This is a genomic window from Cytobacillus oceanisediminis, assembly GCF_004366035.1.
Taxonomy (GTDB): domain Bacteria; phylum Bacillota; class Bacilli; order Bacillales; family Cytobacillaceae; genus Cytobacillus; species Cytobacillus oceanisediminis_C.
Genome location: NZ_SOEE01000005.1, coordinates 178179 through 195661, shown reverse-complemented (window position 1 = coordinate 195661; position 17483 = coordinate 178179). Strand labels below are relative to the sequence as shown.

The following is a 17483-nucleotide window of genomic DNA, read 5'->3' as shown; positions in this document are numbered from 1 at the left end:
TGTTTAAGCTGCCGCAATAGATAGAGATAAAAGGGGTGTCATATAAATCTGTACGTAATAAAGGGGGATGTCTTTGGATACACAATTTTTGGTCTCATTATCCATTATTTTAGCTACATTTGCTTTGTATATTGGAATAGCCATTTATAATAAGGCAAAGGAAACGTCGGAGTTCTATGTTGCCGGACGCGGGGTGCCGCCAGTCTTTAATGGAATGGCGATAGGCGCCGACTGGATGAGTGCCGCTTCCTTTATCGGGATGGCGGGAACGATCATGCTCCTGGGCTATGACGGTCTTGCCTATATTATGGGCTGGACGGGCGGATATCTGCTCTTAACCTTCCTGTTGGCACCACAGCTGCGGAAATACGGCCGCTACACGGTTCCTGAATTCATCGGTGACCGGTTTGACAGCCACACAGCCCGTGTGATTGCAGCTCTTTGTACAATTATCATCAGCTTTACCTATTCGATTGGCCAGCTTTCCGGTTCAGGAGTGGTTATTGGCCGCCTGTTTGAAATTGATGCGAAGCTTGGAACCATGATCGGTGTCGTTCTTATTGCCTTTTATGCTGCATTTGGGGGCATGAAGGGGATTACTTGGACCCAGGTTGCTCAGTATGTCATTTTGATTATCGCATATATCATTCCAGTCGTTTTCATGTCCCTTCAAATTACAGGAAACCCGGCTCCATGGCTTTCTTATGGAGAGCTTGTCGGTAAAATGGGTGAACTCGACCGGGAGCTTGGAATCTCTGAATATTTTGCACCATTTACAAACGGAACAAAGTGGCAGTTCCTGGCCCTTATGTTTACACTGATGGCTGGTACAGCCGGTCTTCCGCATGTAATTGTCCGTTTCTATACGGTATCAACGATGAAGGCCGCCCGCTGGTCTGGAGCATGGGCTTTGCTGTTCATCGGCTTGCTTTATCTGTCTGCACCTGCATACGCCGCATTCTCCCGTTTCATTTTAATGACACAGGTTGCCGGCAGCAAAATTACGGAACTGCCTGCCTGGACGAAGACATGGGTTGATACAGGCAAGCTGCAAGTAGCTGATGGCAATGGTGATGGCGTACTGCAGTGGAATGAACTCATTATCTCGAACGATATTGTCGTTATGGCGACACCTGAAATTGCCAATCTTGGCCTGTTTGTCATCGGTCTTGTGGCGGCTGGGGCAATGGCTGCTGCATTATCAACAGCCGGCGGTTTGATGATTGCGATATCTTCCGCTTTTGCCCACGATATTTTTTACCGGGTGCTAAAACCCAACTCAACTGAAAAGACACGTCTTTCTGTTGCCCGCTGGTCCATTGTAATCGCCACTCTTTTGGCAGGCCTTATCGCACTTAACCCTCCAGGAGCGATTACACAAATTGTTGCCTGGGCATTCGCACTCGCGACAGGAACATTCTTCCCTGCGCTTGTTCTGGGTGTCTGGTGGAAGCGTTCAAACTCGCAGGGGGTTATTGCCGGCTTGCTGGTCGGATTAGGTGTAACTTTGGCTTATATCTTTACAGCCAAATATGGGGGCTTTACCATCCTGGGTATCATTGATACAGGTGCTGGTGTGTTTGGTGCCGCTGCTGCATTTGCAGCTAATATCATTGTTTCTCTTATGACAGCTGCCCCTTCGCAAAAAATTCAGGAGGAGGTTATGGATCTTCGCTATCCGGAGCAAATGGTCTATAAAGATGGTGAAGTATGGATGAACGATGATGGATCAAAATCTGTATAACCTATACCATTTGGAGGCTGTGCGGTTTCACCCCTTTTTTCATGGGGTGGAATCTGACACGGCCCTTTCACTTCTATCTTTGTGTGAAGTCCGCCGCTATGGGAAAAATGACATTATCCTGAAAAAAGATAAACCGCGTGAAGGGCTTCTTCTCCTTTTAGAAGGTCTTTCTGAGGTATTGGTAAAAAATGAACACAATGGACGGGAAGAAGTGCTTGAAGTGGTTCAGGCAGGGGAATTGATTGGTTTTTCCAGCCTCGCCGATTTCCTGGGAGTTTCCAAACAGATCGATACAGAGTCAATGGTCGAAGTCAAAGCCTCAAGCGAGGTAAGGGCGATGTTCATTCCGTTTGAAGTGGTGAGAAAAAGATGGGATGACCCTGCTGTTCATGATTACATGCTGACGCAGGTAGCCATCAGATTGAAAGATGTTTACGCATCTCTTGCCGAACAGGTAAAGCTCGCAACAGATTATGGAGAAAATGATGCAATCATGATCAGGGTTCAGGATGTCATGAGCAATGAGGCGGCTGCAGTCAGTCCGGCCGCATCCATTCAGGAGGCCGCTAAATTAATGCATAATAGGAAAATAAGTTCGGTCCTCGTTGCAGAGAATGATTGCTTGTTAGGGATTATTACGGAAAGAGACATAGTGGAACGGGTAGCTGCTGCAGGTGCTGATTTATCTGCTCAGGCAAGAACCATTATGACAGAGAATCCAGTCACCATATCAAGGTTTGCGTATTACTATGACGCCCTTTCACTGATTCTGTATAAGGGCGTCAAACACCTGCCTGTCAAGGAAAATACTAACGTGGTAGGGATTGTGACGCTATCAGATTTGCTGAGAAGGAAAAACGAGAATGTGATGAAGACTGTTCAAAAAATTGAAAAAGCCGACCGGGACAGTCTTCCGCAAATCAAAACCGGCATCTATGACATTATTGATTCTTTAATAAGAGATCGTGTTCCAATATTAAAAATGCTTGAAATCATTACAAAGCTATACGATCGTCTGGCAGCAAGGATTATAGCTCTATCTATTTCTGAACTGAGAGAAAGAGGTTTGCGGCAGCCATGCGAATTTGTTTTCTATCAAATGGGCTCAAGCGGCCGTGGAGAACAGTTCATGCTCACAGATCAGGATCATTTCCTTGTTTATGAGAGTCATTCAGAAGAAGCCTCGGCATTTTTTGAAGAGCTGGGAAAAAGAATCACCTCTAATATGGAAGCAGCTGGCTATGCACGCTGCAAAGGGCTCATGATGTGCAGTGAACAGAAATGGCGCGGATCACTGACAGTATGGGAAGAGAGGCTGCGAACATGGATGCTCCATTCAACAAATGACCATTTATTATTAGCGCAGAACTTCTTCTCCTATCGGCTGATTGCGGGGAGTGAAGGGCTGCATACGAAATTTGAAGCGCTGTCCGCTGAACAGATTAAGCGGTCCAGAATTTTTTTATTCCGGCTGGCACAGCTGGAAAAGGAACATGCCATACCTACCCTGGATCAGCCGATCCGATCCTTATTCAAGCTGCATAGAAAGAACATCGATATGAAAAAAGAAATTCTATTTCCCTATCACCATAGTCTGCAGATCCTGTCACTTATACATGGAAAACTATCAGGCACACCATTGGAAAAAATAGATTTCCTGCAGGAGAAGAAGGTATTACCTAAGGAGTTTGCACACGATTTAAAGGAAGCAGTAAGCACTATTATGACATTGTATGTCACCCAGCGCTGGCAGCAGGAGAAAACAGGTGTCTCACTCTCTTCTGTTATCTCATTTACAAGGATGTCTGCCCGCGAAAAAGAAGAATTGATTCTTAGCTTAAAGACATTAAGGGAGCTGCAGAGCCAGGCAATCGCAAGATTCTCTCTATAGATCTGAAAGGATGCTGGTATGTTTTTTCTCAGAAAAAATGTGACATGTTCCTTAACGTATGAAAATATTCCGTTATCCACTCCGCTTGAAGACCTGAGTTTTATTATATTTGATACTGAAACAACAGGATTTCAAGTATCTGCTGCAGACCGGATCATTGAGATTGGTGCCGTCCCGGTAAAAGGATTTCAAGTGCAGGAAGAGGACCTTTTTCAGACATTTGTTAACCCAAAACGACAAATTTCTCGGGAAATAAAAGAATTAACCTCTATTTCCAATGAGCTGGTCAAAGATGCCCCGCAGGCATTGGAAGCCATTCAAAGCTTTTTTGATTATGTTGAATCAAGGAAAGCTGTATGCCTGGTTGGCCATTATGTAGGCTTTGATGCACTTGCTATCAAGAGTGAATTTAAGCGCGAAAAGCTTGCTTTAAAAAATTTCCTTACTATTGACACGCTGGATTTGATTGGCTTTATCGCCCCGTCCTATGATATGCGCGACCTTGAGAGATATGCCAAGGCATTCGGCACCCGCATATATGACCGCCATAGTGCAGAAGGGGATGCTTTAACTACCGCATACCTATTTGTTGAACTGCTCTTTCAGTTTCAGCAAAGGGGCCATAAAACCTGGGGGGAATTGATTAAAGCAACCGACAGTCAAACGAGATCCCTATTTTAATGACTGTGGTTGGAATGTTGGTGAGCGGATGGGTGATGTAATTAAACCTATGGAAAGCCGGGGAATGCGGCTTTCCATACCTTTACTGTATATTGATTAGTGCTTCGTCTTTATAAACCACCAGGACTTTTTTTCCTGACATTTTTTGATAGGTCTGTGCAGTTCCATAGGGTACCTTCAATGTGAAATAATCATCCCCGTTTTTAAATTCCACCGTAAAGTTGTCTGCCGCACCAGTGATGACTGCTTTTATTTTGGAGATATCCCCTTTAATGGTCAATTTCTGATTAATGAGTACCATATCACTTTTTAACTTGTTCAATCTTTTCAGTTCATTGACATTCATACGGTAGCGCTTTGCGATTCCCCATAGTGTATCGCCCGGCACCACGGTATATACAGCTGTCTCATTATTGAACGGTTCTTCTGTATGACGCTCCGTCCGAACCTCCAGTGTTTGCCCTGGATGGATCGTGTCAGACTTAAGGTGGTTAACCGCTTTCAATTCTTTAACAGTCATATCATGTTCCCTGGAGATTTTATATAAAGTATCTCCCTGCTTCACTTTGTAGGTGCCTGTCAATGCCTGAGCTTCTTTTGATGACGCGCTGAAACCGGCTGATGCAATTACTGCAGCGAATACAGTGCTGGCTGCTGCCATTCCTCTTGCTTTTATCTTCTTTCTTTTATCGTTTAGAATCCTTTCCTTGCGTGTTTGCATACTATGTTCATCCTATCCATTGGAATATAGTGGTTCTAAAACCAATTAAATGAATTGTTTTCCGAGAAAAATAGTACGGTATAAATATCCGGTTCACAATAGGGAGGAGTTCCTGGCTCTTTTCCCTTGTTTCCGAAAATGTATATAGTTCAATCCGCTCTATAGTTACTAGATTTATGCATTTATCTGATTCTAAAGAAATTGTTTATGCACTTTAAAATGAAAGACCCCGCAATGAAGGATTTTGTCGAAACTGCGGGGAAAGTCCCGGATTTTATCATTTGAGCATTTGAAATTAGGAAAGTTATCACTGGACTTTAGGCTTCTTATTTTTTAAATACCCCAAAGAATTTTTTGAAAACATTTCTAATTTTTGACCTCCAGATGTCCTATTTTCAAAAAATTTACACAAAACCTTGTCCCTATTGAGTTTTTCGTGCATATTACCTCACCCAAGCTAATAAACTGTTACAAACCTTACAAAGAGAATGTATGAGGTGAGGGATCGTTTTACTAAAACTAATGAATATGTTGAGGACATGTTTAATTATCGCAAGCTGAAAGCAAGCCTTTCAGGCGCATGCACGATTAAGTTCATTTAATCAGGAATCCATGCGGAATACAGTTAAAAACCAGACAGAAAGCGAGTCTCATTTCACACTTCTCACATCCAAATCGGGGAGGGCGAGTGGTGTGCACGATTACATCAAAGAGAGAACTATCAAGATTGGAAAGTATATCGTGGAGACGAAAAAAACGGTTCGCGTAATCGCGAAGGAGTTTGGCGTATCCAAAAGTACAGTCCATAAAGACTTGACGGAAAGACTACCTGAAATCAATCCTGAACTGGCAAACGAAGTAAAGGAAATCCTGGATTATCATAAATCGATCCGTCATCTGCGCGGCGGTGAAGCCACAAAAATGAAATACAAAAAAGAAGAAATGGAAGAAGAGCCAGTTAAATGAAAAGATTCAAAAGGCGCTGATAAAGGCGTCAAAGGCTAAAGACTGCCGTTTTTAGCTGTATCATGGCAATTTTTCTTTTGCTGTTACATGATGAACCTTCATGCGGCTCCGGGGGCTAAAAGATCATAAGCTGTTTCCATGGCCTGATCCAAGGCTTTGCTATATGGATTTAAGCCCCTTCCTAAGTCGCCTGCATCAATTTCCTCATTTCGACAAAAACCCTCAAAAAGTCTCACAAAATCTGTCAAAATGTTACTGCTTTCACAAGGAATGTGTTAAAATATAAAATTAGGATAGAACTTGGTTCGTAAAGACTAGGACTCCTAAAGAGACGCCGGGCAAAATCATTTCTTTTTAAAAGAACTGATTTTTTTGCGTGGCTTAAACTGCAATTGCGAATAATGACTTGAACATCTAACTAAAAATTTATAAGCGAAGTTCGCTTTAAGAATGCCTAAATAGAGAGAGCCTTCAAAGGTGCGGACAGAAGCTGGCCATTTTGCAAGGAGGAAAAAGAAAAATGTTTGCTAGGGATATTGGGATTGATTTAGGAACTGCCAACGTGCTAATCCACGTTAAAGGACGCGGAATTGTGCTGAATGAACCATCTGTAGTGGCAATTGATAAAAATACAAACAAAGTACTGGCCGTAGGGGAAGAGGCGCGACGCATGGTCGGACGCACACCAGGGAACATTGTGGCAATCCGTCCGCTAAAAGACGGGGTTATTGCCGACTTTGATGTGACAGAAGCGATGCTGAAGCACTTTATCAACAAACTGAATGTTAAAGGCTTCTTATCAAAGCCGCGCATTTTAATCTGCTGCCCGACAAATGTAACAGGTGTTGAGCAGAAGGCGATTAGGGAAGCTGCTGAAAAAAGCGGCGGCAAAAAAATATATCTTGAAGAAGAACCAAAAGTTGCTGCAATTGGAGCAGGCATGGATATCTTTCAGCCGAGCGGAAACATGGTTGTCGATATCGGCGGGGGTACAACAGATGTGGCAGTTTTATCAATGGGAGACATTGTAACGTCTTCTTCCATTAAGATGGCCGGAGATAAATTTGACAACGAAATTCTTCAATATATCAAAAAAGAGTACAAGCTTTTAATCGGCGAAAGAACTGCGGAAAATATTAAAGTATCAATCGGGACCGTATTCCCTGGCGGCAAAAGCGAGGAAATGGAAATCCGCGGCCGTGACATGGTTTCGGGTCTGCCAAGAACGATTACCGTACGCTCTGAAGAAGTTCAGGGTGCTCTGGCAGAATCCGTTGAAATCATCGTACAGGCTGCCAAAAGCGTGCTTGAACGCACACCGCCTGAACTGTCTGCAGACATCATCGATCGCGGGGTTATTTTAACAGGCGGGGGGGCCCTTCTTCACGGAATCGACCAGCTTCTGGCTGAAGAGCTGAAAGTCCCTGTTTTAATTGCAGAAAACCCGATGGACTGCGTAGCCGTTGGAACAGGTATCATGCTTGATAATATTGATAAGCTTCCAAAGAAGAAGCTTGTATAATAGTGAGGAACCCGCCTTTTGGCGGGTTTTTCTTTTGGGAGCAGCTCAAATGCTGTTATTGAGCGAAGTGACCGAAAAATTTAGAAATTCACCGATAAAATTCTAAATTGGCCGATATATAAAAAATGTGAACGATAAAAATGAAATCTGACCGATATCAATAAGTGAATATCTTTAGTAAACTTTCTCCTATTCCAGCCGATTAAAAAAAGGTACAGCTTTTTTCAAAATCTGACTTAATTCTTCAGATTTTTAATGTTTATTGTCGGAAAGTTTCTTATAATAGAGGTAAATAGATGTTCGGAATTGCAATTTAGAGGTGATTAAAGATGTTTAGAGGTTTCTACACAGCTGCTTCCGGGATGCTTGCGCAGCAGCGGAGAACAGAAGTGCTGACGAATAATATGGCGAATGCCAATACGCCCGGCTTTAAAGCAGATCAGACGAGCTTGAGGGCTTTTCCTGAGATGCTTTTGCATCGCATGGGCCAGCAGACAGTTCCGACCGAGAAAGGCCTTAATCTTCCTTTTAATCAGGAAGTGGGCAGCCTGAATACAGGGGTCTATATGCAGGAGACGCTGCCATCCTTCATGCAGGGAGATGTGAAGGAAACAGGCCTGAATACGGACCTGGCCTTGCTTGATCTTAATCTGCCTGTTAATCCGGATACTGGCTTAAGAGGATCTGTCTTTTATACAGCAGCAGGTATTGATGGCGAGCCGCGCTATACAAGGAATGGAAACTTTACCATTGATGGCGGAGGTTATTTAACGACAGCGAGCGGATTATATATTCTGGATGATGCGGGTGAACGGATTCAGCTCTCCAATGACCGCTTTACAGTGAGTGAAGATGGTGTGATAACAGGTGAAGCGGGTGAAACAGCGAGATTGGGCATTATGTATGCACAAAACCCTGAAAGCCTGCGTAAAGAGGGTGACGGACTGTTTGCAGTGACAGAAGAAAGTGTCCTTGAGAATGCCTATAATGCACAGAATGTCCAATTCAAGCTGCAGCAGGGCTATTTGGAGCGTTCCAATGTAGATGCTTCCCGGACGATGACTGATATGATGACCGCCTATCGCTCTTTTGAAGCAAACCAAAAGGTCCTGCAGGCTTATGACCGCAGTATGGAGAAAGCCGCAAATGAAATCGGACGGATCGGCTAATGTCCTGCGGCAGACCCGCTAAGGGGGAAGAACAATGAATAGAACCATGATCACGGCAACGAATACTCTGGCCCAGCTGCAGAAGCAGATGGATATTGTCAGTCATAATGTAGCCAACATTGATACAGCGGGCTATAAAAGAAGAGAAGCCAATTTTACCGATTTGCTTTTTCAGCAGTTCCATAATCAGCGGAATCCGAATGCGGAGACAGCGAGACTGACACCTGCAGGCATCAGGCAAGGAGTAGGAGCAAAGCTCGCGCAGTCCCAAATTGTCATGAAGCAGGGTGCCTTAAAGGCAACCGAACGGCCGCTTGATCTTGCCTTCACAAAAGAAGGGCAGTATTTCCGTGTGCTGGAGCAGACCGAAGAGGGGGCAGCTGTGCGTTTTACCAGATCGGGCGCCTTTTATTTAACACCGGTTTCAGATAATGAGATCATGCTTGTGACTGGTGACGGACTTCCTGTTCTTGATGAAAATAATAATTCGATTATAATGAATGGACAAGCTAAAAATTTTAAAGTGACCGAAACAGGCAGCTTTTTGGCAGAAGCAGCCAATGGTGCCATCCAGGAATTCAATCTTGGAATAGTTCTGATTAACAAGCCTCAGTTCCTGGAGCAAAAAGGGGATAATCTTCTCGGTCTTCCTGATGGAGTTGACGGCGAGGGGATCTATACAGAGCTGAACGGTGCGCTCCGCGGCCAGATAGGTATGGCCCAGGGTTCCCTTGAACAATCCAATGTGGATATGTCCAAGGAAATGACAGATTTGATCAACCTGCAGAGGGCATATCAGTTTCAGTCAAGATCTGTCTCCATGGCTGATCAAATGATGGGGCTGATCAACGGAATACGTTAGGTAAAAGGGGAAATAAAATGTCAGTAAACAACAGTAATCAAGAAGCAGTCAAGACGCGTGAACAACTGAAAAAAGAACACAGCAAAGAAGAATCACCGCGTAAAGGGCGGGTTCGCATTCGCCTCATTCCGATCTGGCTTCGGATTATTATTGTCGTGCTTTTAATTTTCCTGAGCGTTACGGCAGGAGCCGCGGTCGGGTATGGAGTCATCGGCGGCGGGGAAGTAAAAGATATTTTTACAAAATCCACCTGGATGCATATTGTGGAATTAATTGAAAAAGAATAGAAAATGAAGAGGAGGGTGATGATGCCCTTCTTTTTTGCTGTCTTGGAATTTGTAATATATAACGATGAGAATAACTTTGATGAAAAATTATCTGGATCCAGCTCCAGCGCCACCCCTCGGGTCATAAGCCAAATCATTCCAGAAATCAGAATTTCCTGTATGATTCGTCTTATGCCTGTAGGAGCTGATCAAGGCGCTTCCGCTTTTGTTCTTTCCGCTTTGCGTCCGGGCAATTTTTTAGTAAAATAAATATAAGCTATTATTAGTATCTGGTACTAAATACTGCAGGGGAGCGATACATATGAAGTTGAATGTCGAAGAAATTAAAGAAATAATCCCTCACCGATACCCATTTCTGTTTGTGGATTCCATTGAAGAGCTTGAACCTGGAAAAAGAGCCGTCGGCAAAAAGAATGTAAGTGCCAACGAGGAAGTGTTTAATGGACATTTCCCAAATTACAATGTCTTTCCAGGATGCCTGACGCTTGAGGCCTGTGCACAGACAGGTGCTGTTGCCCTGCTGTCACTGGATGAATATAAAGGTAAACTTGCCTTTTTTGCCGGTGTGGAGAAATGCCGCTGGAAACGCCAGGTGCGTCCGGGCGATACACTCATCATGGAAGTCGAACTGCTCTCCGTCCGCAGAGGAATCGGAAAAGGAAAAGCCGTTGCGACTGTAGAGGGCGAAGTGGCAATGGAAGCTGAAATTATGTTTGCAATAGAAAGGTAACGATAAGAGAAATCCCGTACCGAGCGTACGGGATTTTTTCTGTAAAAAAATATGCAAGTTGTTTAGGTTTTTGGGAAATATAAAGGAAGACCAATGCAGCAGGTCAACAATACAACCTTATGAAAGGGGCTTTTACGATGAATAAAAAGCTTTTAACACTTATCGGAGGATCCGTTCTTTCTGCCATGCTTCTAGCAGGCTGTGCCACAGATAATCAGGAGCCGCCGCCGGAAGATGATACAATCACTGAAGATAACGGCGATGTAAATGATGGCAATATGAACGGTGACAACGGCGATATGACGAATGATCTGAATGAAAACACGGACGACAACGACATCAACACAGATGATGACGGCGACATGATGGAAGACAACAACGAGCCGGGTGAAGATGCTGTTGAAGATAAACTGGATATGCAGGATAAAGATAATAAAGATAAGTAAAAAAGGCAAGGACAGGGGTGAACCTGTCCTTTTCTAAAGAAAAACTCCCGTCATGATTGAGCGGGAGTTTCTTTATTTTTCTTTTTTGCAGCAGCCAGGCGCGGCTTGCCTTGCATCTTAACTTTGAATTCATCAAGCAGGCTGTCTCCAATAAAGCCCTTGTCCAAGAGGTCCTTAAGCAGCAGTTCGGCATAATCATTTTTCGTTCTTTTGAGTGACCCTTCAAAAAGGATGCTGATATGGTTTTCCAGTTCACTGATAGAGGTAATTTTAGTTTGGAATGCGGCTGGATCGTTTTCTTTTTTCGTAATAACAACTTGGATGGTCAGCTCGTCCTTGTCATCAGCGCGCTTTTTGAAGTACTCAAGATAGGATTTATCAATAAATGCCTCCAGGAGCCAGGTGCTCTTCTCGTCTTCTTTATTGATAATCAATCCATCATCCAGTTGAATATCAATCAGGCCATTTTCTTCCACCAATTGCAGAGAAACAAGTTTAAATGTTTTCATGGCTTACCTCCATCTCTAAAATAAGTTGTCTATAAAAAAAATTATAACACAGGCCAAACGGAAAGCGAATTTGAGGGTTTGTCGAATTTTCTTTTTATAAATGCTGAAATTTTGATTTTAGGGGCCGTTTTTTGCAGAAACAGGGCTGAGAAATGAATTTTTAGGGTGTTTTTGCTGAAAAAGCACTGCAAAAAACACTTTTTGTCTTTTTTACACAGTGAAGAGGTTCCGGATATGATGAAAATATCAAAGAGAGGAGATGAAAACCTATGATTAATCAAGTGACCCTGGTTGGAAGACTGACAAGGGATCCTGAGCTGAAACGGACACAGGAAGGAATTCCTGTGACAAATGTGACGCTGGCAGTAAGCCGCCAATACCGCAGCCAGAAGGGTGATATCGATGCGGATTTTGTACAGTGTACCTTATGGAAGAAAACGGCGGAAAATACATCCCAGTATTGCCGGAAGGGCACCTTGATTGGGATAACCGGGAGAATTCAGACGAGGCATTATGATAATCAGGAAAAGAAACGCATTTATGTAACAGAGGTGGTAGCGGAATCGGTCCGCTTTCTTGACCGGAAGAAGACAGAGGAATTCCCGGTGACCGTGACCAAGGAGGAACTGCCATTTTGAAGGAAGTGTCTGAAAGAGAAAAGGCATTGGAGTATATGCTCGAAAGCCTCATAAAGATGCTCGGTAAATCGAACCAAAGAGTCGATGACCTGAATAAACGGGTTCTCCAGCTTGAATCCTTCATTCGTGAAACTGCTATGCAAAATGGAGCCCGGGAGAAACCTGGACGATTAACCATCATGAACTGACGGCTCCCCCAATCAGCTGTCCACATATTTTCCTTCCCTATAGAGAATCAATCATATCCCCAGTACTTCCCCTAAATTTGAAACCCGGTACTCGTGTGCCGGGTTATTTCTAACTTTAAATGGTGATAAAGCTGTTTGTGAAAAATAAATATTGCATTTAGGCATTAAGAATCAGGGAGGATTTTCACGGAATGTGTCGAATATATTTTTTGAAAATAATAAAGAGGAGGTGCAATTTAGTGGATAAAGGAGATGAAACCGGGTACCTGTATTTTCAAACAGCAAATAAAAGATTAAACACCAATCATCAGCCAAGCTTCTTTGATGCACTTCAGCTTATCCAGCTACAGAGTAGTAAATCCTATCATAGAATTCCTCTTAGAAGCCATACTTCACTCACATTCAACGATAAGGAAATGTTTCTTCACTACAAATTCAACTTCTTATTCGGCCAGGTGGCAATAAACGCCGGGGACAAGAGCCCTACATACCAGCTGCTATCCTGTTTTATTATAAAAGAAGGCAGCAAAGTAACTTTTCTGACGCAAAAGCCTAACAAGCCTGAATATGCGAAAATAAAAAAAAAGCCTTCAAGCCTTTATGCATATCAAGGACTTGAAGACTGAACAAAATTTATGTCAGGTGAACCAGATCTCTCAGCTCATCTGTTGAAAGCTCGGTAATCCAATTCTCGCTCGTAATAATTTGATCATTAAGGGACTGCTTTTTTTCGAGCATGGCATCAATCTTCTCTTCGAGTGTCCCAGTGGCAATCATTTTATGGACATGAACAAAGCGCTTTTGCCCAATCCGGTATGCGCGGTCGGTTGCCTGGTTTTCGACGGCGGGATTCCACCAGCGGTCATAATGGATGACATGGTTTGCTGCCGTCAGATTCAAACCGGTTCCGCCAGCTTTAAGCGACAGCAGGAAAACCGGGAATTCGTGATTTTGAAAACGGCTGATCATATGATCCCGTTCCTGTTTTGGCACGCTGCCGTTTAAAAACGGCACATCGAATCCGAATTGTTTTTTCAGCAAGCGGGCGATCATGTTCCCCATTTCAATATACTGGGTAAAAATCAGGCATCTTTCTCCCTGCTCATGTACAGCACCGACAAGCTCGCTTAATTTTTCAAGCTTTACAGAACGTTCAAGGGCATTCTTAGGCTTTTCCTCTTTTAAATAAAGGGCCGGATGGTTGCACAGCTGCTTTAATCGGCTTAATAACTGCAGAATCAGACCTTTGCGCTCAAACCCGGACAGCTTTTCGATCTGTGCGAATGTATCCTGGACAAGCTGCTCGTATAGTGAAGCCTGCTCAGCAGTAAGAGGACAATATTCCTTCTGCTCAAGCTTATCAGGCAGGTTTAGGGCCACATCCTCATCCTTCTTCGTGCGGCGGAGCAGGAAGGGACGGATATATGCCTGCAGCTGCCTGACTTTATCCTTGTCATCATCCTTCTCAATCGGCAGTACATAGCGCTTCTGAAACTGCCCGAGACTGCCGAGATAGCCGTGGTTGGTAAAGTCAAAAATGGACCAGAGCTCGGTTAGCCGATTTTCCATGGGCGTGCCGGTGAGGGCAATATGGTGCTTGCCCTTTAACTTTCGGACAGCCCGCGATTGCTTTGTCTGGGCATTTTTAATATTTTGGGCTTCATCAATCGAAATGGAGCTCCACTCGATGGTATCAAAATCCTCCAGATCCATATGGGTTAATCCATAGGAGGTCAGCACAATATCAGACTCCATTACTTTTTCAGAAAAGCTTTCGCCCTTCAGGCGGTTTGAACCGTAATGGAGATAAACGCTCATGCCAGGTGCAAAGCGCTCGATTTCCTTCTGCCAGTTGCCGAGGACAGATGTAGGGCAGACGATAAGTGATGGGCCGCTGTCTTCGTCTTTCTTTACCTTTAAAAGATAAGAGATCAGCTGAATCGTTTTTCCAAGCCCCATATCATCTGCCAGAATGGCGCCAAAGCCATATCGGCGAAGAAACAGCAGCCAGCTCATGCCGAGCTTCTGATAAGGGCGGAGATCACCCTTGAAGCTTGCAGGGACCTCTTCAAGCGGAAGACTTTTGATATCGCGCAGCTGCTTCACCATCTGTTTCCACTGGCGGTTAAGCTCAATCTGAATGCGGGCAAAAGCCTTAGGATTATCCAGCTCGTCTTCCTGCGTGCTCTCGTCAGCCATAAGCTCCTGTTCTATCAGGTCGCGGACATGCAATCCTTCTTTTTCCGCTTTCTTCATTAAATCCTGAATATGGCGGACAAAATGGGGATCCAGCTTGATCCAGCGGCCGCGAATGTAGACAAGCCGTCTTTTTTCCTCAACCATGCCCCGGAATTCATCCTCGGTTAAATCGACGCCGTTCATGCTGAAGCGCCAATCATAATCAAGCATGGACTGCAGGCCGACAAACGAAGGACGGTGGCTGCCGGTTCCCTTCACTTTCGCTTTGACCTTTAGGCTTGCGTTTTTCATAGCCTGCCACCACGAAGGAAGGAGGATTTCCACGCCAAGTGCAAGCAGGGTTTCGCTCGCTTCAGTGAGAAAAGTCCAGGCTTCATCTTCAGTCAGTGAAGTGGAGATCATCCCAGGCTTGCCTTCAAGCCATGGGAATAGCTCAAGCCAGCGTTCGATCTCTTTGTCAATAGAATCTTCAAAATCATGCCAGTCGTGGGGATAATTCGAATAGTCCTTTAAGTCAACAAAGACATCAGAATTATGTTTTCCGCGGAGGAAAATCGCCAGATCCCAGCTGGAATCAATATCCCCGGGCTCTTCCAGCTTAAGTCCAATCGAAAAAGGAGCTTCATTTGCTTTGACCCCGATCCATTCCTGCCAGCTTTCTTCATCAAAATAAGCAGCAAGATCCCTTGGTGAGAGGTGCTCACTCCGCAATGCTTCAAGCTTTTCACCGAACTGCGCTTTCGCTTCCTGATTCTGATTCATATATCCATCAAGGGAGCGGTGAAATAAATCTCCGATAAACTCCCTGACAGGAGAGCCTTCTACAGTCTGGTCCCAAAAGTTTGTGCCGAATTCGGCAACCACGCTTTCCGGCAGTGCCCAGCGGAATTGATCCTGTTCCCAGGCGGCAAAATCCGGCATCCATTCTTTTTCCACGATCGAATCGTAAAGTGCATGAGAGGAAGCCAGCAGAATTTCGGCAGTTTCATCCCAGCTCCAATCAATCAAACGGTTGAACTGCTCAGCCGCAAACAGGGTAACGAGCTGCCAGCCGCTTACAGAGATCCCTTTAATCCCGTCCACATCAACAGCATCAAGCATGGTTCCAAAAAAACTTTCTCTGTGATGGTTAAAAAGAAGCGGCATCCATTCTTTTGGAGACAGGAGGCGGCCTTCTTCGTTGACGGCAAAAATCAGGTAGCGGTCATTGTTTATTGGTTTCACTTTCACATGGAGAAATCTCGTTTTAAGCATCGATTAGCTTACCCCTTTTGCATTCTTCCTGAAAGGCGCGGAGACGTTTCGTTTTTTCAAGAAGCAATTCAAGAAAAAGCTGCCAGTCTTCCTGGCGTTTCAGCTTGTTGTACAGTGTGCGAAGCTTTTTCATTTTCCTTACAGCCTCGCGGTAATGATCCCTGTTTTTCATATTGATATGGGCAGTGATGGCCTGATGATAGAGAGGCAGGAGGATGGAGGGTTCCATTTTGCTGATTTCCCTGATCCGGTCCTTGCCTAAAGATTCAATATCAAAGCCAATAAACGCCTGCAGATCTGCCCATTTTATGAATTCGCCTTTTTCAAAAAGCAGGTATTCATAGTCGCTGTAGCTGTACGGCAGAGTTTCCATCAATGCTTTCTCGTATAAATCCATTTTGCTGCATTCCAGGCAATAAGGAGAAATAGCCTTGATGGCCATCCTGGTAAAATCCATGCAGGCATAATAGTCATCAGATTGTTTCAAATAATCGCGTAATTTATGGATAAATGCTTCTGCATAAGGACCCATCCGGTTCCAGTCCTTATTGGCCGAAAAATAATCGATCCAGTAAAGCATGTAAGGAGTCATTAAGTGATTTGGCACATTTAAAACACTGAGTGCCTGTTCATCATTGCGTTCAAGGATATGAAGGTGCACATAGCCTGCCACAGACGGAAGAATAGGCGATTCCTCTTTGATGAAGGATTCCAGCTTCTGGATCTCCGCTTCACGCCATTCTTTCTTTTTGAAAAAATGTGTCCATAACAGCCGGTATAAATGGGCCCGCTCATAATCCAAGCCAAAAGAACCGGTGATCAGCCCGGCGGAATCATCTTTCAGCTTTTCAATATATTGATCGAAAGCGAAGGGAAGAGAGTGCACCGACAGTTTGTTCATTATCTCAACGGAATCTTCCATCAGGGACTGATAGAGATGGCGGTAATAACGGTCAATCAACTCTTCGCCATGGCCGTACTTCTTGCTTAGCGCCATCAGCTTTTTAAAAGAAAAGACATAGCCGATAAGCAGATACAGCAGCTTCCATTCCTGTTCAACCGGTGCTCCCGCTTTCATGCGGCGCAGATAAACATGGAAAAGCTCAGGGAGTACATAGGGACGAGGCTCTCCTTGTTTTTCCAGCAGCTCGGTAAAGCTTTCCTCGAATCCGGCAACCCAGCCGTCATAACCCGTCTTCAGCTGACCGGAGGATTTCAAAAGATCCTTCGCTCTTTGAAGCCCCCAATTCTTGGCTGTCTGCTTTTCCTTTATCGGCTTTCTCCACTCTTCAATCCACATGGACACACTCCTGGCTTTAGAGAGAAGCTGCAGAAATACAGCAGTCTGATGGCGGCAAAAACCTTCAGCCGGACAGGAACACTCGCTCAAATGAATGAACTCAAGATTAAGTTCAACCTTTGCGGGAGTCACATCCTGGACCGTTGCCAAAACCTTATCATCTTCAAAGCGAAGCTGATACACAAGCCCCTGCCGAAAAAGCATCAGCCCCTTCTGCACCAGGCGCGCATCTTCCTCATTCTCAGCCCGCAGCAATCCCTTCAGCTCATTCGCTGCAAACTCTAAAGGCTCCAAAAACCGCTCCGGAATCATCCTTCAACCCCCTTGTTTGGTGGGACAAAGGAACAGGTTCCTTGTCCCAGCGTTCCGTAGGGGA

General features: G+C 44.5%; 18 protein-coding genes. 14 read left to right on the top strand and 4 right to left on the bottom strand.

Annotated elements, in window-relative coordinates:
• Positions 1-73: 73 nt before the first annotated feature.
• Genes DFO72_RS14155 through DFO72_RS14145 form a run of 3 tightly spaced genes read left to right on the top strand, consistent with a single transcriptional unit; the run spans position 74 to position 4316 of the window.
• Positions 74-1744: a sodium:solute symporter family protein gene (locus tag DFO72_RS14155; RefSeq protein WP_113882307.1), complete on the top strand. Its 1671-nt coding sequence runs from the start codon at positions 74-76 to the stop codon at positions 1742-1744.
• Positions 1725-3635, top strand: a complete 1911-nt coding sequence (locus DFO72_RS14150) for a DUF294 nucleotidyltransferase-like domain-containing protein (protein WP_113882306.1) — start codon at positions 1725-1727, stop codon at positions 3633-3635. Before DFO72_RS14155 ends, DFO72_RS14150 begins: the two co-directional genes overlap by 20 nt.
• An 18-nt stretch (positions 3636-3653) precedes the next feature.
• Entirely contained in the window at positions 3654-4316 is a 663-nt protein-coding gene (locus DFO72_RS14145; RefSeq protein ID WP_113882305.1) for a 3'-5' exonuclease, read from the top strand.
• Positions 4317-4398: 82 nt separating this feature from the next.
• On the opposite strand, the gene DFO72_RS14140 is transcribed toward DFO72_RS14145, so the two are convergent.
• Complete coding sequence (locus DFO72_RS14140; RefSeq protein WP_113882304.1) at positions 4399-5037, bottom strand: LysM peptidoglycan-binding domain-containing protein; 639 nt, start codon at positions 5035-5037, stop codon at positions 4399-4401.
• 693 nt (positions 5038-5730) lie between these two features.
• On the opposite strand from DFO72_RS14140, the gene spoIIID reads away from it, so the two are divergent.
• From spoIIID to DFO72_RS14100, 8 genes are all read left to right on the top strand, one after another.
• Positions 5731-6003, top strand: a complete 273-nt coding sequence (gene spoIIID, locus DFO72_RS14135) for a sporulation transcriptional regulator SpoIIID (RefSeq protein WP_009332173.1) — start codon at positions 5731-5733, stop codon at positions 6001-6003.
• A gap of 520 nt (positions 6004-6523) precedes the next feature.
• Positions 6524-7525 carry a rod shape-determining protein gene (locus DFO72_RS14130; protein ID WP_113882303.1) on the top strand — a complete coding sequence of 334 codons (1002 nt, stop codon included), beginning with the start codon at positions 6524-6526 and terminating at the stop codon, positions 7523-7525.
• 329 nt (positions 7526-7854) lie between these two features.
• Positions 7855-8694 (top strand): flagellar hook-basal body protein, encoded by an 840-nt coding sequence (locus DFO72_RS14125; protein ID WP_113882302.1) that lies wholly within the window; start codon positions 7855-7857, stop codon positions 8692-8694.
• Positions 8695-8728: 34 nt separating this feature from the next.
• Positions 8729-9556, top strand: a complete 828-nt coding sequence (locus DFO72_RS14120) for a flagellar hook-basal body protein (RefSeq protein WP_113882301.1) — start codon at positions 8729-8731, stop codon at positions 9554-9556.
• 17 nt (positions 9557-9573) lie between these two features.
• Positions 9574-9843, top strand: a complete 270-nt coding sequence (locus DFO72_RS14115) for a DNA-directed RNA polymerase subunit beta (protein ID WP_113882300.1) — start codon at positions 9574-9576, stop codon at positions 9841-9843.
• An 18-nt stretch (positions 9844-9861) separates the two neighbouring features.
• The gene (locus tag DFO72_RS14110) at positions 9862-10092 is read left to right on the top strand and encodes a hypothetical protein (protein ID WP_134177258.1); all 231 of its coding nucleotides are present in this window, start codon (positions 9862-9864) and stop codon (positions 10090-10092) included.
• Positions 10093-10144: 52 nt separating this feature from the next.
• Positions 10145-10573: a 3-hydroxyacyl-ACP dehydratase FabZ gene (gene fabZ, locus DFO72_RS14105; RefSeq protein ID WP_009332168.1), complete on the top strand. Its 429-nt coding sequence runs from the start codon at positions 10145-10147 to the stop codon at positions 10571-10573.
• 119 nt (positions 10574-10692) lie between these two features.
• Positions 10693-11019, top strand: a complete 327-nt coding sequence (locus tag DFO72_RS14100; RefSeq protein ID WP_243856168.1) for a hypothetical protein — start codon at positions 10693-10695, stop codon at positions 11017-11019.
• Positions 11020-11069: 50 nt separating this feature from the next.
• Here the strand turns inward: DFO72_RS14100 and DFO72_RS14095 are convergent, their stop codons facing one another.
• Positions 11070-11528 (bottom strand): YwpF family protein, encoded by a 459-nt coding sequence (locus DFO72_RS14095; protein ID WP_113882297.1) that lies wholly within the window; start codon positions 11526-11528, stop codon positions 11070-11072.
• A 269-nt stretch (positions 11529-11797) separates the two neighbouring features.
• On the opposite strand from DFO72_RS14095, the gene ssb reads away from it, so the two are divergent.
• The 3 genes from ssb (at position 11798) to DFO72_RS14080 (ending at position 12980) form a co-directional block, all read left to right on the top strand.
• On the top strand, positions 11798-12166 hold the full coding sequence (ssb, locus tag DFO72_RS14090) for a single-stranded DNA-binding protein (RefSeq protein ID WP_113882296.1): 369 nt from the start codon (positions 11798-11800) through the stop codon (positions 12164-12166).
• Between the two features lie 5 nt (positions 12167-12171).
• Positions 12172-12354, top strand: coding sequence for a hypothetical protein (locus tag DFO72_RS14085; protein WP_243856176.1), 183 nt, complete (start codon positions 12172-12174; stop codon positions 12352-12354).
• A 239-nt stretch (positions 12355-12593) separates the two neighbouring features.
• The gene (locus DFO72_RS14080) at positions 12594-12980 is read left to right on the top strand and encodes a hypothetical protein (RefSeq protein WP_113882294.1); all 387 of its coding nucleotides are present in this window, start codon (positions 12594-12596) and stop codon (positions 12978-12980) included.
• A gap of 7 nt (positions 12981-12987) precedes the next feature.
• Here the strand turns inward: DFO72_RS14080 and DFO72_RS14075 are convergent, their stop codons facing one another.
• Both DFO72_RS14075 and DFO72_RS14070 read right to left on the bottom strand, forming a co-directional pair.
• Positions 12988-15807: a DEAD/DEAH box helicase gene (locus DFO72_RS14075; protein ID WP_113882293.1), complete on the bottom strand. Its 2820-nt coding sequence runs from the start codon at positions 15805-15807 to the stop codon at positions 12988-12990.
• Positions 15800-17419 carry an SWIM zinc finger family protein gene (locus DFO72_RS14070; RefSeq protein WP_113882292.1) on the bottom strand — a complete coding sequence of 540 codons (1620 nt, stop codon included), beginning with the start codon at positions 17417-17419 and terminating at the stop codon, positions 15800-15802. Before DFO72_RS14070 ends, DFO72_RS14075 begins: the two co-directional genes overlap by 8 nt.
• Positions 17420-17483: the final 64 nt, after the last annotated feature.